This window comes from Shewanella dokdonensis (genome assembly GCF_018394335.1).
In the GTDB taxonomy this organism is placed as follows: Bacteria; Pseudomonadota; Gammaproteobacteria; order Enterobacterales; family Shewanellaceae; genus Shewanella; species Shewanella dokdonensis.
In genome coordinates, this window is sequence record NZ_CP074572.1 from 2,775,383 (window position 1) to 2,790,931 (window position 15,549).

At 49.8% G+C, this 15,549-nt stretch carries 9 protein-coding genes and 6 pseudogenes; 11 read left to right on the top strand and 4 right to left on the bottom strand.

Features of this window, described 5'->3' with window-relative positions; translation table 11 throughout:
- Nucleotides 1–132: 132 nt before the first annotated feature.
- Nucleotides 133–1,130 (top strand): annotated as a pseudogene (locus KHX94_RS13350) (2-hydroxyacid dehydrogenase).
- Nucleotides 1,131–1,155: 25 nt separating this feature from the next.
- On the opposite strand, the gene KHX94_RS13355 reads toward KHX94_RS13350, so the two are convergent.
- Nucleotides 1,156–1,695 carry a mechanosensitive ion channel family protein gene (locus tag KHX94_RS13355; protein ID WP_213683439.1) on the bottom strand — a complete coding sequence of 180 codons (540 nt, stop codon included), beginning with the start codon at nt 1,693–1,695 and terminating at the stop codon, nt 1,156–1,158.
- A gap of 101 nt (nt 1,696–1,796) precedes the next feature.
- Between KHX94_RS13355 and KHX94_RS13360 the strand changes: the two are divergent.
- The 3 genes and pseudogenes from KHX94_RS13360 to ahpF all read left to right on the top strand — a co-directional run bounded on the left by KHX94_RS13360 (nt 1,797) and on the right by ahpF (nt 4,886).
- A pseudogene (locus tag KHX94_RS13360) lies at nt 1,797–2,545 on the top strand (spermidine synthase).
- A 134-nt stretch (nt 2,546–2,679) separates the two neighbouring features.
- Nucleotides 2,680–3,246, top strand: a complete 567-nt coding sequence (gene ahpC, locus KHX94_RS13365) for an alkyl hydroperoxide reductase subunit C (RefSeq protein WP_212594291.1) — start codon at nt 2,680–2,682, stop codon at nt 3,244–3,246.
- 78 nt (nt 3,247–3,324) lie between these two features.
- Nucleotides 3,325–4,886: pseudogene (gene ahpF / locus KHX94_RS13370) on the top strand (alkyl hydroperoxide reductase subunit F).
- A gap of 83 nt (nt 4,887–4,969) precedes the next feature.
- On the opposite strand, the gene KHX94_RS13375 reads toward ahpF, so the two are convergent.
- A complete protein-coding gene (locus tag KHX94_RS13375; protein ID WP_213681027.1) occupies nt 4,970–5,173 on the bottom strand; it encodes a cytoplasmic protein in 204 nt (67 codons plus the stop codon).
- Between the two features lie 95 nt (nt 5,174–5,268).
- Nucleotides 5,269–6,672, bottom strand: a complete 1,404-nt coding sequence (locus KHX94_RS13380) for a cytochrome C biosynthesis protein (RefSeq protein WP_425314016.1) — start codon at nt 6,670–6,672, stop codon at nt 5,269–5,271.
- Nucleotides 6,673–6,928: 256 nt separating this feature from the next.
- Between KHX94_RS13380 and KHX94_RS20595 the strand changes: the two genes are divergently transcribed.
- Both KHX94_RS20595 and KHX94_RS13385 read left to right on the top strand, forming a co-directional pair.
- The gene (locus tag KHX94_RS20595) at nt 6,929–7,204 is read left to right on the top strand and encodes a hypothetical protein (RefSeq protein WP_244859153.1); all 276 of its coding nucleotides are present in this window, start codon (nt 6,929–6,931) and stop codon (nt 7,202–7,204) included.
- Nucleotides 7,201–8,820, top strand: coding sequence for a methyl-accepting chemotaxis protein (locus tag KHX94_RS13385; protein WP_244859154.1), 1,620 nt, complete (start codon nt 7,201–7,203; stop codon nt 8,818–8,820). Before KHX94_RS20595 ends, KHX94_RS13385 begins: the two co-directional genes overlap by 4 nt.
- A 6-nt stretch (nt 8,821–8,826) precedes the next feature.
- On the opposite strand, the gene KHX94_RS13390 is transcribed toward KHX94_RS13385, so the two are convergent.
- Entirely contained in the window at nt 8,827–9,249 is a 423-nt protein-coding gene (locus KHX94_RS13390) for an OmpA family protein (RefSeq protein ID WP_213681029.1), read from the bottom strand.
- Between the two features lie 347 nt (nt 9,250–9,596).
- Between KHX94_RS13390 and ohrR the strand changes: the two genes are divergently transcribed.
- The 5 genes and pseudogenes from ohrR (at nt 9,597) to KHX94_RS13415 (ending at nt 15,396) form a co-directional block, all read left to right on the top strand.
- Nucleotides 9,597–10,040, top strand: a complete 444-nt coding sequence (gene ohrR / locus KHX94_RS13395; protein WP_244859155.1) for a transcriptional regulator OhrR — start codon at nt 9,597–9,599, stop codon at nt 10,038–10,040.
- 6 nt (nt 10,041–10,046) lie between these two features.
- Nucleotides 10,047–11,216, top strand: a pseudogene (locus KHX94_RS13400) (glycerol-3-phosphate dehydrogenase/oxidase).
- 79 nt (nt 11,217–11,295) lie between these two features.
- Nucleotides 11,296–12,430: pseudogene (gene rlmC / locus KHX94_RS13405) on the top strand (23S rRNA (uracil(747)-C(5))-methyltransferase RlmC).
- 80 nt (nt 12,431–12,510) lie between these two features.
- The gene (chrA, locus tag KHX94_RS13410) at nt 12,511–13,650 is read left to right on the top strand and encodes a chromate efflux transporter (protein ID WP_213681031.1); all 1,140 of its coding nucleotides are present in this window, start codon (nt 12,511–12,513) and stop codon (nt 13,648–13,650) included.
- Between the two features lie 88 nt (nt 13,651–13,738).
- Nucleotides 13,739–15,396 (top strand): annotated as a pseudogene (locus KHX94_RS13415) (methyl-accepting chemotaxis protein).
- Nucleotides 15,397–15,549 lie beyond the last annotated feature (153 nt).

Genomic DNA, 15,549 nt, shown 5'->3' on the forward strand with positions numbered 1-15,549 from the left:
ATAACATCGCCACCATTAAAAGCGGGCAGTCAGTTGTCCGCTTTTACTTTTTCTGAAGAGCCTCAAGCTTGCCCAAGACAGCTGGCCATTTTTTCAATACACTGCACTGAGCAGCCACTATAGGAATAACAGATGAGAATTGGTTTTTTTAGCGCCAAACGTTACGACATTCAGCATTTTTCCGACATGAATACCCGCTTGGGGTTGGCTGCAAAAATAGAGTTCTTCGATTATCGACTGTGTCAACAGACGGTGAAGCTGGCGTTGGGCTTTGAAGTGATATGCGCCTTTGTTAACGACGATTTGTGTGAGCATACACTAACTGAACTGTATAACAGCGGCACTCGGGTGATCGCCATGCGTTGTGCTGGGTTCAATAATGTGGATCTCGATGCGGCTAAACGCTTGGGCTTAAAGGTGGTCAATGTACCCGCCTACTCACCAGAGTCTGTTGCCGAACACACAGTGGCCTTAATGCTCACCCTGAACCGTAAAATTCATAAAGCTTATCAGCGTACTCGTGATGCTAATTTCTCACTGGAAGGGCTGGTGGGATTTAATATGTACGGTAAAACGGTTGGCGTGATCGGCACGGGTAAAATTGGGCTGGCAACCATCAAGATCCTGCGGGGTTTTGGCTGTAAAGTGTTGGCTTTTGATCCGTATCCAACCCCAATCGTTGCCGAGTTGGGCGCGGCTTATACCGATCTGGACAGCATGTTTAGCCAAAGCGATATCATCAGCCTGGCATTGTCCGCTCACCAAGGATAACCACCATTTACTCAATGCCGCCAGTTTTGCCAGGATGAAACCGGGCATGATGGTGATTAATACCAGTCGTGGCGGTTTGCTGAACGCTGTAGACGCCATGGAAGCGCTGAAACTCGGGCAAGTTGGCGCCTTGGGTATGGATGTTTACGAAAATGAAAAAGAGCTGTTTTTCGAAGACAAATCCAATGAAGTGATCCTCGATGATGTATTTCGTCGGTTATCGGCCTGGCCACAACGTGATTTTCACCGGGCATCAGGCCTTTTTGACCCGTGAAGCGCTGGAGAACATTGCGGAAACCACGCTCAACAATGTGCAGCAGGTGCTTGATGGTCAGCCCTGTAACAATGAATTGTTCTGAGCATATCGGTACCACTCGCCAGGCATTAAGCCTGGCGATGTTCCTCTTCCTGCAATGTCTTTGGCTCAGAAACTGCGGTTTGCTGAGGCGCTAACTTCAGCACTGCACGCTGTAATACCAAGCTGTTAGGATAGGTGATGGTGTCGCCATTATCCCGTTTGATCAACAGATGAAACAGCGCCACTTCTTGCAGAATGCCACTGATATCTTCATCGGTGTCCACAATACGAATGCGTTCCCCCACCTTGTAGGGAAAAACAAAGAAAATCAAAACCCCGGCAGTCAAATTGCTGAGAATCGACCACTGCGCAAACAGTGCTACCCCCAATACCGCAAAGGCGGAGGATACAAACAAGGATACGTCTTGATATCCCAATCCCAGCGAAATTGCCATCAAGGACAGCGTTAGGAAAAACAGCAGCAGGGTGATGAATTTGCTCACCAGACTAACCCTAGCGGTATTGATGTGCTTAAGCTGACCATATTCACGTACGCCTTTGGTCAGTCGGCGCTGAATAAAGGCAAAGCCGGTCAGATATAAAATGACGATTAGGATATTGGTCATCATGAGTTTCGACTCCCCTAAGATTAACCTGTATGCTGTGCCTCCATGTTAACGGCTTTGTGCCCCCTGTTTAAAGTTTGCTGTAGCGGAGTGATGCACTAATGAGCGAATATCGGACGCTGGTCAAAGCTGAGGATCAATGGGGAACCGTAACGGTACTGGAAGATGCCGAGCAGCGGTTACTGGCGTTTGGTGAGCACGATGAACAAAGCAAACTGCTGAAAGCCACGCCGCACATTCCCAAACATACTTACCTGCGGGCAATGTTGCTGGTGCTACTGTTTGCTAAGCCACGTAGTGTTATGGTGTTAGGACTGGGTGGTGGTGTTCTCATCCATGCTTTACGCCAATTTGATGCGGCCATCCGCATTACCGCCGTTGAGTTAAGACCGCTGGTGATTGATTTTTGTAAGCGTTATTTCCGGCTACCGCTGTCGAAAAACTCACACTGATAGAAGCCGATGCCCTGGTTTATCTGGCTCAGTCACCACACAAGCGTGTCGATCTACTGTTCTGCGATCTCTTTGATAGTCATGGCGTCGCTGCCGGTGCGTTATCTACAGCTTTCTTACAACACTGCCAGCGGCAACTGAAAGCTGATGGTATCTTGGTGCTGAACTGCTGGAAAGAACACAGCCGAGATGCGGCACTGTTGGCTAAATTGCAAACATTGTTTCCAGAGGTTTATGCTTGTCTTACTGGCAGTGGTAACTGGGTGGTGTTTGCCTCTGCCAAACCATTGCCCACGGCTCAGGCAGAATTGAAACGTCAAGCGTCACAGCTCTCGCAGCGGTTGGGGTTCGAGTTGCAACCCTCGTTAAGCAGGTTTGGACGTTGGCAAAAGACCTGATTCTGAAAAATCGATTATAACAATAGCTTTTATCTGTTTTATTCTCTGCTCCCCACTGACTATTATGGCTCCAAGCAAAAGGGCAACGACGGACGTTGTCCTCTGTATCCAACCAAAAATATGGGAGCTTTCACATGGTTCAGTCACTGAATACTGCTGTTAAACCTTTTACCGCTACTGCATTCCACAATGGTGAATTCGTTGAAGTTACCGAACAGAGCCTGATCGGCAAATGGTCTGTCGTGTTCTTCTACCCCGCAGATTTTACTTTTGTATGCCCAACTGAGCTGGGTGATCTGGCCGATCATTACGACCAGTTACAGAAACTGGGTGTTGAAGTTTACTCAGTGTCTACTGACACTCACTTTACTCACAAAGCTTGGCATGACAGTTCTGAAACTATCGCCAAGATCAAATACTTCATGGTAGGCGACCAGACTGGCACCATCAGCAACAACTTTGGTGTGATGCGTGAAGGCCAAGGCCTGGCAGATCGCGCTACCTTCGTGATTGACCCAGAAGGCGTTATTCAAGCCATCGAAGTGACCGCTGAAGGTATCGGCCGTGATGCTGAAGACCTGCTGCGTAAGATCAAAGCCGCTCAGTATGTTGCTGCTCACCCAGGTGAAGTTTGCCCAGCAAAATGGCGTGAAGGTGAAGCCACTCTGGCACCATCTCTGGACCTGGTAGGCAAAATCTAAGTTTGCGTCCCTTCCGGCTCGACCGTTACGGCGGCGGGCCGGCCCTTTTAATACTTTTTCTTTTCACAGGACACGTTCATGTTAGACGCTAATTTGAAAAAACAACTGGACAGCTATCTGCAGTATATCAAGCAGCCGATTGCGCTTAGCGTGTCCAGTGACGACAGTGATAAATCTCGCGAAGTATTGGAGTTGGCACAGGAACTGGCGGCAATGTCCGACAAGATCTCGCTGACACAGGTGAACAATGCGCGTGTACCAAGCATGGCAGTGGCGCCCAAAGGGCAATCTCCTCGCGTTAACTTTGCCGGGGTGCCGATGGGGCACGAATTTACCTCGCTGGTATTAGCACTGTTACAAGCTGGAGGCCATCCGTCTAAAGCTGCTCCGGAACTGTTAGAGCAGATCCGCAATTTACCGGGTGAATATCATTTCGAAACCTATATTTCGCTGTCATGCCACAACTGTCCCGATGTGGTACAAGCATTGAACTTGATGGCAAGCCTTAATCCGAATATCACGCATGTGATGATCGATGGCGCGTTGTTCCAAGAAGAGGTCAATCAACGTGGCGTGATGGCCGTACCTGCCGTGTTCCTCAATGGTGAACATTTCGGTCAGGGGCGTATGACACTGGAAGAGATTGTCAGCAAAGTTGACAGCGGTGCCGCTGAACAAAAAACGGCAGCACTGAATGACAAACCGGTTTATGACGTGTTGGTCGTGGGTGGTGGCCCTGCGGGGCCGCCGCAGCAATTTATGCCGCACGTAAAGGCATTCGTACTGGTCTGGTTGCCGAACGCTTTGGTGGTCAGGTGATGGATACTGTCGGCATCGAGAATTTTATCTCTGTGCCTTATACCGAAGGGCCAAAACTGTCTGCGGCACTGGAACAGCACGTGAAAGAATACGGCGTGGATATCATTACCGGGCAGCGTGCTGCCAATGTGAGTCGCGATAGCACTATTGCAGTGGCATTAGAAAGCGGTGCCACCCTTAAAAGCAATAGTGTGATCCTGGCGACTGGGGCACGCTGGCGTGAATTGGGCGTGCCGGGTGAAGCGCAATACCGTACCAAAGGCGTGGCTTACTGCCCGCACTGTGACGGCCCATTTTATAAAGGTAAGAAAGTCGCTGTGATTGGCGGCGGTAACTCAGGTATTGAAGCTGCTATCGACCTGGCCGGTATTGTGGAACATGTGACGGTACTGGAGTTCGCCGACACATTGCGCGCTGATGATGTGCTGGTGAAAAAAGCAAAGTCACTGACTAATATCGATATTATTACCAGCGCCCAGACCACCGAAGTGATTGGTGATGGCAGTAAAGTCACCGCACTGGCTTACCAAGATCGCAACAGTGGCGAGCAAAAACAGCTGGCTTTGGCGGGGATTTTTGTACAGATAGGCTTGGTGCCTAACACCGGTTTCCTCAAAGAAAGCGAGATTGAACTGACCCGCTTTGGCGAGGTGATAGTTGATACCAAAGGGGCGACATCCATGCCCGGTGTCTTTGCCGCTGGAGACGCAACGACTGTGCCTTACAAGCAGATCATTATCTCAATGGGGACAGGCGCTACGGCAGCATTGAGTGCTTTTGATTATCTGATCCGTCACTCAGCTGAAGATAAAGCGGCTTGATCTAGCATCAACACAATAAAAAATCGGCATTTGCCGATTTTTTTATTGCTAGTCATATCGTTATCAAGGTAGATGAGACTGCATTAAGCGGTGGTATTTACCAAAGTTCCCACTCGCCCGGATGTTTCTAGTGTGTCGTTTTGCTGTGGTGCGGCACTCGCATTGACCAAATCAACTGCAATCTGTCCCTGAGTCTGCATCTGCTGTTTAGCTAATTGTGCCACTTTCACGGCAAGGGAGGATTGTATATCCCCTGAAGCTGGTGGTGCATTGAGATTCACTGGCATTAAGGATTCCTGCTATTGAGTTCCTGAGGGTAACTTTAGTATGAATACTAAAATAAATAAACCCAGCTAAGGCTGGGTTTATCTAAAAGCAACACTTAAATACGCTTAGCTTTTTGTTTCTTCTCTAAAATTTTTCGAGTAACCGCAATAATGATAGTGACTATGATTGCCCCAAGGATTAAACCTATGGCAACGGTAACATTCTGTAACGCGGTCGGGTCAACTGCCAGCGTGCCGCCTAATCCCAACATCATTATCCCGGACATCAGTTTCAATGTCTGGCCTTCTTTCTCAGTAAGTTTGCGTTTGCCGAGCGTCATACTGAAGGCAACCACAATAGCAATCAATGGGATAACGTACACCACATTGTAAAACACCAGATACATATAGCGTTCCATTGTGGGGAAGTTATGCATTGATAACACGCTGGTATAAATCATTGGGAAGCCAGCGGTACACAACAGCTCATAGGCATTGGCGAGAATCGCCAGCACTGTGGTACCTATGATCATGGTGGTCAGACTTGAAGCGCTGGACAGTTTCCCCATGCGTTTGATCAGGCTGGTGCGGTTTTCCGCAGACATAGACAGGCTGACTTCACCTTTAGTAAAGAAGTAATCCTTGATATTGATAGCGCCAGCGACCAGCGCCAACAACCCGGCTATCAGAATAATCATGCTGCCATCACTGGCGCCTAACAGTTCAAACACGTTGAGCCAAGCACTCATAAATAACAGATAGATAAAGCCGGAAAAGAACACAAAAATACCGCCAACCAGTAACATGCGACTGCGACTCTTGGCGTTTACCATGATGGACAATAAAAATAGCAGCACGAAGAAAGCACAGGGATTGAACGCATCAACACCCGCCAACACCAGCGTCAGAATTGGCATCGACATGGTATCGGGTGTCACCACACCTAATAACGGCAGCTCAACGGGCTGTATGTCGGAGGCCGTCACAGCGGTAGCATCACAGGTGCCATCGCCGCTATCGCTGGCGCAGGTGCCAAATGGCGATTCAGCATCGGCAGTCACCGCCGGCGCACTTGCCGCATTGGCATCAGGCATCTCTGCCGCAGCCAAGCTGCCACCTTGTTCCAGATAACAGGTTTTAAGACGATTCAGTAAAAATTCACCGGTAACTTCTCGGCTGGAATAGCCGATGACCGTTTTTCCACAAACCGCCATAAAAGGCACTGAGCGGGCTTGAGTGTTCGTTGCGTCAGCTAATTGCTGCCACATCTCCTGTGTGCCAGCGTCGCCTACCATGTAAGTATGTAATTCAATCCACGGATACTTCTGCGGCAGTGAATCAATAAACGGGTGCGCTTCTTTGCAGTGTGGGCAGGTCTTAGACCAGACAAAATACAAGGGGATTTTCAGTTGTCCTTGCGCATCCACTTTGTGCCACACAAGGGTATTTTCAGCAGCAGCTGCGTTATTCAGCACCAAACCGCAACTCAGCAGTAGACAGAGCATCAATGTTCTGAACATATAAATCCTGCTCATGTGAAAAATTAAAAGAATCTGTTTCCCTCAATAAAGAGGAAAACTTACCGATATTCAATGTACAACAGCTACAGCACATGCTTAACGTCGGCAGGGTAAATCTGTTAGCGGCATCGTAAAAGTTGTCAAAGTGAGAGGCTAGAGGATCTGTGGTGCTTTTTTTGGTCAGCTTCTCGTACAATTATATATACCTTACTGTTTTAACAAGACTTATAACGATAAACCGCCATGGACAATAAACATGAAAACTACCCTGAAAACCCGTTTGCTTGCTGCCAGTGTGCTGTCTGTGTTGTTGATACTGGTGTTAATGGTTAGCCTGTCGTCTTATGTAATACGTAATAGTGCTTTTTCTAACACGGAACGAGAGGTGCGAGAACTATCAAACACCTTTGCTGCTGAAAAAGGGCAGTGGATGTATGACCGGCAAAATGCCGTGAAGAGTTTAGCCGCCACACTGTCTCGCCACATTAATGAAGATCCAACCCCTATCTATTGGAAGTCCATGAAGCCTTGAGCTTCGGGCTGACCTATTACGGTAGTGAACAAGGTGAGATGTTACGACAAGACCCCACGCTATTCGTGGCGGGGTACGATCCACGCATCCGTCCCTGGTATAAAGGGGCCAAAGACGCTGACGGTTTATTTGTCACGGCGCCGTTTGAAAGTGCAACGCTGAAAGCCATGGTGGTGACGATTGCTGAACCAGTAAAGGTTGATGGTCAATTGCGGGGTGTTGCTGCGGCCAATCTCTTGATCGATAAACTCACAAATTCGGTGCGCAAACTAAAACTTCCCGGTGATGGTTACGGTATTTTGCTGGAACAGAGTGGGGTGATCATCAGCCATCCAGATGCGGCATTGAATGGTAAAAACATTGCGCAGGCTGATAACCGTTTTACCAGCAATTGGTTAAAAAAACGGGCCGATTCTGACGAGCTTGAACAGATGACCTACGAGGGTGCCGACAAGCTGTTGTATGTTGCGGAATTGCCACACACCAACTGGATGTTGCTGTTTGTGATTGATAAACAAAAAATTATGAGCGAAGCAACCGGATTGGCTTGGTCTATGATTGGTACTGGCTTGGTCTTCTTGCTGGTATTTGCGGGCATTTTGTTTGTCGTATTTCGTCTTCAATTCCGCGATCTGGAGAAAGTCGCGGCAGCATTGCAGGATATCGCCGAAGGGGAAGGGGATCTGACCGTAAGAATTTCCACCAAGAATCAGCATGATGAAATTGGCCAGTTAGCGACAGGTTTTAACCAGTTTGTGGTGCGGCTGCACGATATGATCACCCGCATGAGCGATATTGCGAAAAACTTGGGGGTACAGTCAGACGACCTGCGTCATGCGGCGGAAAACAATCGTCAGAGTATTGCGGTGCAGCAGGACGAGATCACCATGGTTGCCACCGCAGTAACAGAAATGTCCAGTGCCACTGGCGAAATAGCCAGTAACGCTGAACTGACAGCTCACACCGCTCAGGATTCGGTGAATCTTACCAATAGTGGGCAACAGCAGGTCATGCAGAGTCAAGCGTCTATTCGTAATCTGGCAACCGAAGTGGCCACTGCCGGGCACATTATCGGTGAACTCAATGAGCATTCGCAAAAGATTAACAGCATATTGCTGACTATTAGCGGCATTGCTGAGCAGACCAACTTGTTGGCACTGAATGCGGCGATTGAAGCGGCTCGTGCGGGGGATCAAGGACGAGGTTTTGCAGTGGTGGCGGATGAGGTCAGAGTGCTGTCACAGCGTACCCATGACTCGACTCAGGAGATCCAGACAATGATCGAAACGCTGCAACGGACAGCCGCTAAAGCCGTGGATTCCATGAACAGCAGCCATCAGATGGCCGAGACCAGTGTGATGGATGCCGAAACTGCTAGTGCCAGCCTGGAGCAGATTGCCAACGCTATTAACCAGATTTCTGAAATGGCGAGCCAGATAGCGACCGCCGCAGAGGAACAGACATCGGTGACCAGTGAAATCAACCGTAACACCGAGGCTATCCGGGAAGTATCTGAAAACTTGTCTGCTTCTTCGGTAACTGCGGCAGATAAAGCGCAGATGTTGGCGGAGCTGGCGCAGTCACTGCAACAGGAAGTCGGGCGTTTCCGCTTGTAAAGCGTGTCAGCGCTTTTCGGTGCCCTCGTTAGTTGCCAAGGTTGAGCTGGGGCACCACAAAATATCCACATCCCGCCTCTCTTCAGGGGCGGCGGTGCGAATGCGGGTGATTATGGGCAGTGGCAAATTAGCGGCAGACAGGTAGTTTTTGACCCGTTCAATGCGACGATTGGCCAACCACAGGTTATATTGCTGTAGCTTTTTATCATCAGCGCTAGGGAACAGATTGAATTCCAACAATAGATAGCCCTGTTTTTTATCGCTAGCTTGCTGTTTGATCTGCTCTAGATCGCGGCTATCAGCAGGTGAAAAATAGGAGCTGTTGTTAGCGTAAGTGATTTGACCTAGTTTCTGCTCGTCCGAGCAGGCGGCTATCACCGGCCCTGACAGCAAGCAACTTAAGATTGTGCCAAGTGCCAAACAACGCATTTATCCCCTCCTTGTGGAACCCATTGGGCCAATCATCCAGATATAGGCAAACTACTTGATCGCTGCTTTAAAAGCAATTGCCGATCTTGTAAATTTAAATAAATAATCATTAAAAACAATATGTTAGACAATAATTTGGCGGATGTACCGCTTTGTCGGATTCCTGCCGCTATCCGTTGGCTTGTCAGTTTTTTGACCTGTTGCGGTTATCTAAGTCAGCGATAGCCAATATGGCTTAGCCAACTGTTTCACTGCAGGGTTGCTACTGCTCATGGTCGGAGATCGATATTTGCAGCAGATACCAGTATATTGTGTGCAATTCGATGTGGTTTTGTGAGTGTGCCTGTATGAGTGAACCATTGCCGGAAAATCCGTTGTGTCTGGAAAATCAGCTGTGTTTCTCGCTGTATAGTGCCGCCAATGCCATGGTGCGTGCCTATCGTCCCTACTTAGAGCAGTTGCAACTGACTTACCCCCAATATTTGGCGATGATGGTGCTGTGGCAGCAAAACGGCATCAGCGTCAAACTGTTAGGTGAACAGCTACATTTGGATTCTGGAACGCTAACACCGCTACTAAAACGTTTGGAAGCCAAAGGGCTGGTTTGCCGTGGTCGTAGTCAACAGGATGAACGGATGCGAGTGCTGGAACTGACAGCCGATGGACTGGCGTTACGGGAATCGGCAATGAGTATTCCGCGACAGATGTTTTGTCGCACCGGGTTAGCACCGGCGCAGTTAACCGAACTTAAACAGTTATGTGACCAGTTATGGTCACAGTTAGTGGAATAACCGTTGATGAAAGTGCTGGATCTGCTGATTGTTGGTGCCGGAATTAATGGCGCGGGGATCGCCCAACGGGCTGCCGCGGCGGGATACTCTGTGATGTTGCTGGACAAATCGACTATCGCGGCGGGGACTTCCTCACAATCTAGCAAGCTGATCCACGGTGGTCTGCGCTATTTGGAAAGCGGGCAGCTCCCTTTGGTCTACGAAGCGCTCAAGGCACGTCGTGAATTACTGCAACTGGCGCCCTCGCTGGTGCATCCAGTTAAGTTCTACATTCCCATTTATCGTGATAGTCGGCGTAGCGCGTTTACCATTCGTGCGGGACTGAGTTTATATGGCATGTTGAGCCAGCCAGATCCGCTTGGTCGCTTTCAGTCGATACCAGCGCAGGCGTGGACGCAGTTCCCAGGTCTGAAACTGGCAGGCATGACCCATTTGTTTCAGTATTGGGATGCCCAGACCGATGATAAACGGTTGACCGAAGCCGTGGTGGCAAGTGCTGCGGCGTTGGGGGCTGAGGTCTGGCAGCATAGTGAATGCACGGCAATTCAGCACGATGCCAAAGGTTGTCTGGTGCAATATCAGCAGCATGGCGTGGCGCATGAGGTCTATTGCCATATGCTGGTCAATACCACTGGCGCGTGGGTCAATGAACTATTAGCACGCGTGCAGCCAGCACTGACGGCCCCGGCCATTGAATGGGTGCAGGGCAGTCATCTGCTGTTGGACCTACCCGCGCCTCCAGGAATATTGTATCTGGAATCATGCTTTGATGAGCGGGTGGTCTTTGTCATGCCTTGGCATGGCAAAACCTTGTTGGGCACTACCGAAACGCATTGTGACACGCCTGAGCCTCAACTCACCAAGGAAGAAACCTACTATCTGCTGGGCATTTATTGCCATTATTTCCCGCTGGCGGGGGGACGGACACGCTGGAAAGCAAAATTATAAGTAGTTTTAGTGGCATGCGTGTATTGCCGTGCGGGAGCAGTTCCGCTTTTTCTCGCACACGTGAAGTCCAGTTCCTAAGCCAGCCGTCACATCCGCATATTCTGTCTTTGTATGGTGGCAAGCTCACCACTTTTCGCAGTACGGCCAAGCCAGGCATTGTTACGGATTGAACAACAGCTCGGGCGTCGGCAATGGGTTGCCGATGTGGATAATCTGCAGTTGGGGTGATTTTTGCGGTTAAAGCCGCTAAAGTGTGCCGCGAGCCGATCTGCAGCGGCAAAATATCTTTTCAGCTTCGGGATTTATTGTGATTTGCCATCATTTTTCAGCGGGGCGTTGTCTGTCCTGTCGCCATATACAACAACCAATATCGGCGCAATTAGCGGCCAAACAGGCGTCATTACAACAGTTGTTATTACCGTTTGCGGCAGCCGAATGGTTGCCCCCGTCAGTGGCGCGGATAGTGGCTTTCGCAACAAGGCCAAAATGGTGGTATTGGGTGCGGCACATCAGCCAGTCCTTGGGATCCCCGGCCCTGATGGCGAACCGGTCAATCTGTGTGATTGCCCTTTGTACCCGGCAGATATGCAGCAACTGCTGCAGCGCTTGCAACTATTTGTTAAACAAGCCGGAATACCGCCCTACCGAGTAGATAAGGCTAAAGGTGAGCTGAAATATATCCTGCTGACGCGAGCGCAAGTCAGTGGTGAGTTTATGCTGCGTTTTGTGCTGCGTTCGGCCGATGCTATTGCCCGCATAGAACAGCAATTGCCCACATTGTTGCAGGCGTTTCCCGCTATCAAAGTGGTAACGGTAAATCTGCAACCTGTGCATATGGCGCGGTTAGAAGGGGAGCAGGAGATCTGGCTGGCTGGCGCGCCACGGTTACGGGAGGTGTTCAACGATGTGCCGCTGTACATTCGTCCCAAAAGCTTTTTCAGACTAATCCGCAAGTTGCTGCGGCGCTTTATCAAAGTGCCCGCGACTGGTTGCAACCGTTGGCGGCAACGGCTATTTGGGATCTGTTTTGTGGCGTGGGCGGCTTTGGGTTGCACTGTGCTACTGCAAGCACCCATTTGACTGGTATTGAGATTGAGGCTGAGGCAATCGCCTGCGCACAGTTATCGGCCGCAGAATTGGGGCTAGCAGATGTCAGTTTTCAGGCATTAGACTCTACCGACTTTGCGCTGGGTAACGCGGCGCTGGACGTCCCGGATGTCGTGATTGTTAATCCCCCTAGGCGCGGCATTGGTGAAACGTTATGCCGCCAGCTCAGTGCGTTTGCGCCAGCTCATATTCTGTATTCCAGTTGTAACCCAAAAACCTTGGCCCAAGATCTGGCGGTCATTGACGGATACCGTTTACAACGGGTGCAACTGTTCGACATGTTCCCCCATACCGAGCATTTTGAAGTGTTGGCATTGTTGAGCCGTATTGCCTGACAGATTCGCTGTCATCTTTCTGCCACAGTATTTATCACAATCGAGGCTATGCTAAAGCAGGTCTTCTTGGGAGTCATGCTATGTGGCAGATCTTTATCCGCTTTCTATTGTTGGGGCTGGTCAGTTTTGGCGGCCCGGCGGCCCATATCGGTTATTTCCGGCGGGTATTTGTGGAAGAGCTGCACTGGCTCGACGAACAGCAGTATGCGGCGACAGTGGCGCTGTGCCAATTTTTGCCGGGGCCGGGTTCCAGTCAGGTAGGGTTTTCGCTGGGCTATCTGCGCGGTGGGTTACCTGGGGCAATCGCCGCCTTTATTGGATTTACCCTGCCGTCATTTTTACTCATGTATCTGCTGGCACGTTTTGGTCTGGTTCTTAGTGGCCAACCATTGGTTGCCGCCGCAATCGAGGGGTTAAAATTGCTGGCGGTTGTGGTGGTGGCTGATGCCGTTATCAGTATGGCGCGCCAGTATTGTCAGCAGCGTGTTACGGCCACTATTACCTTGTTAACCGCAGCCATTGTGCTGTTGCTGCCATTTGCCGTAGTTCAGCTACTGGTATTGCTGCTGGCTGCATTACTGGGGCGCTTAGCTTGCCGCACTGATACGGCCAGTTCAGGGTTTTCGTCTGCCAATATTCGCTGGTGGCCGTTATGGTTATTCGGTGTACTGCTGCTGTTGTCATTCAGTGGCAGCGGTATTTGGCAGCTGTGCAGTGACTTTTATCAGACAGGCGCCTTGGTGTTTGGTGGTGGTCATGTGGTGCTGCCGCTGTTGCAAAGTCGGGTAGCTGGAAACATGGATGCCGATCTGTTCCTCAGTGGTTATGCTTTGGCACAAGCCGTCCCTGGGCCAATGTTCAGTCTGGCGGCATTTCTTGGTGCCGAGTTATGGCAAAGCCAACCATTGATAGGGGCGCTACTGGCAACTTGCGCGATTTTTCTGCCGGGTTTTTTACTGGTACTGGCGTTTAACCGCGGTTGGCAGGCATTACAACAACGTCCAAACATTGCGGCGGCTATTGCGGGAATAAATGCCGCAGTGGTCGGATTACTGCTGAGTGCCCTATACCAGCCAGTGTTTGTTTCGGCGGTGCAACAGCCGTGGCAAATGGCGCTGGTTGTTGTCGGTATGCTGCTGTTGCGATTATGGAAACTGCATATTGTCTACCTGATTTTAGGCTGTATAAGTGTGTCAATATTGATCACATTAATTAAGTAAAATCAGCACCTTTTTACCAAAGTATTAACAACATATTTTTCTAATACGTTATACTTCAATCACTCCATCCGTGACCGGGGATTTTGCAGTGATGAATCTAGGTGTACGCAATAAGGTTTTGTTGTTGGCGCTGTTACCTTTGCTGTTGGGGGGATTGCAGTTGCCATATTTTCTTATGTAATGGAATCGGCTTCGTTGACCGAAACGGTGCAGGAATTCCGCGGCAAGCTGATTAATGAGCGCCGTCAGGAATTAGTGCACGTAACTGAGGTAGCGAAGGAGATTGTTACTTATCAGCGTGAACATAATGGTGATGTGAACGCCGCATTACGTAATGTACGTTTTGGCAAGGCGGGTTACTTCTATATTTATGATGGACAAGGCAAAAACCTGTTCCACGCACTCTTGCCAAAACTGGAAGGCACCGAACAGATAAACATGACCGATCCGAAAGGGATCAAAATCGTGCAGGGTCTGCTTAAAACCGCTCGTAGTGGCGATGGCTTTTTAAACTTTTATTATCAGAAACCAGGCACTACCGGGTTAGTGGATAAAATAGGTTATGTTGTCACCGTTCCAGGAACTGACTGGATCTTAGGCACTGGGGCATACATCGATGATATTGATGCCACTGTGGCCAGTTACCGTGATGATGCACAGGCAGCAATCATTAACAAGATCTGGGTGGTACTGGGTGCCATCGCCTTGATAGTGTTTGCCAGTGCCATAGTCGTCTACTTGCTGTCGGGCCGGATGGTAAACCCCATTATCAATATGCTGCGCAATCTGGATGATATTGCCAAAGGTGAGGGCGACCTGACCAAACGGCTGCAGGTGACCGGCAACGATGAAATTGCCCATTTGGGTAAAGCGTTCAATCAGTTTGTCGACAAGCTGCAAAGCATTATGCAGGATGTGGCTAGCTGTACCCGCGAACTGAATGATGCTGCGCACCATATCAATGCCCAGAGCAAAGCCATTGCCCAGCAGCTGTTTAACCACAATCAGGAAACCGATCAAGTGGTGACGGCGATTACCGAAATGTCCTCTACTGCGCAGGAAGTTGCCAGCAATACCAATCAGGTTGCTGAAGCTACTCATGAAGCAACTGCTGAGGTGGCGAAAGCTCAGGATTGTGTCGATACCTCGTTGACAGAAGTGTCGAGCTTAATGAGCGAGATTGATAACGCGGCGGCGCATATTCAGGCACTGAATGAGCAATCACAGAAAATCAACAGCGTATTGACCGTTATCGGCGGCATTGCCGAGCAGACTAACTTGCTGGCACTTAACGCCGCTATCGAAGCTGCGCGCGCCGGTGAACAGGGGCGTGGTTTTGCGGTGGTGGCCGACGAAGTGCGTAATCTGGCCAGCCGTACTCAATCCAGCACGCTAGAGATCAATGAAATGCTCAGTGAACTGCATACACTGGTTGGTCAGGCGGTTGCCGCGATGGATCAAAGCCAGCAGAACTGTAAACGCAGCGTTGAGTCTTCACGGTTAATTTCCGAAAGTCTGGGAGCGGTAACTTCATCGGTCACGGCGATTAACGATATGAGTACCCAGATTGCCACTGCGGCTACTGAGCAGAGCTCGGTAACTGAGGAAATCAATCACAATATCTATAAGATCCAAGAGATTGTCTCTGAACTGACCCAGTCCAGCGAAGAAGCTTCCCACATGAGTGAGATGGTGTCTGGCAGCGGCGAACGTCTTGGCAAGTTGGTCGGGCAGTTCCGCGTCTAACCGGTTAATCCAGCTATTCACAGCGCCTGCGGGCGCTGTTTTTTTGTATTGCTGAGCTTGTCCCAGCTAAAGAGTGGGATTTTTTCGGCAATCTGGATTGTCGTGATAGGTTTCAGCGGACGCTTGGGTTAAAATGCGCGGCTTGCATATAGT

Coding starts and splice junctions, on each gene's coding strand:
- KHX94_RS13355 (WP_213683439.1), bottom strand. CDS start 1,695: ATGACCAATATCCTAATCGTCATTTTATATCTGACCGGCTTTGCCTTT.
- ahpC (WP_212594291.1), top strand. CDS start 2,680: ATGGTTCAGTCACTGAATACTGCTGTTAAACCTTTTACCGCTACTGCA.
- KHX94_RS13375 (WP_213681027.1), bottom strand. CDS start 5,173: ATGCCAGTGAATCTCAATGCACCACCAGCTTCAGGGGATATACAATCC.
- KHX94_RS13380 (WP_425314016.1), bottom strand. CDS start 6,672: ATGTTCAGAACATTGATGCTCTGTCTACTGCTGAGTTGCGGTTTGGTG.
- KHX94_RS20595 (WP_244859153.1), top strand. CDS start 6,929: ATGAAAACTACCCTGAAAACCCGTTTGCTTGCTGCCAGTGTGCTGTCT.
- KHX94_RS13390 (WP_213681029.1), bottom strand. CDS start 9,249: ATGCGTTGTTTGGCACTTGGCACAATCTTAAGTTGCTTGCTGTCAGGG.
- ohrR (WP_244859155.1), top strand. CDS start 9,597: ATGAGTGAACCATTGCCGGAAAATCCGTTGTGTCTGGAAAATCAGCTG.
- chrA (WP_213681031.1), top strand. CDS start 12,511: ATGTGGCAGATCTTTATCCGCTTTCTATTGTTGGGGCTGGTCAGTTTT.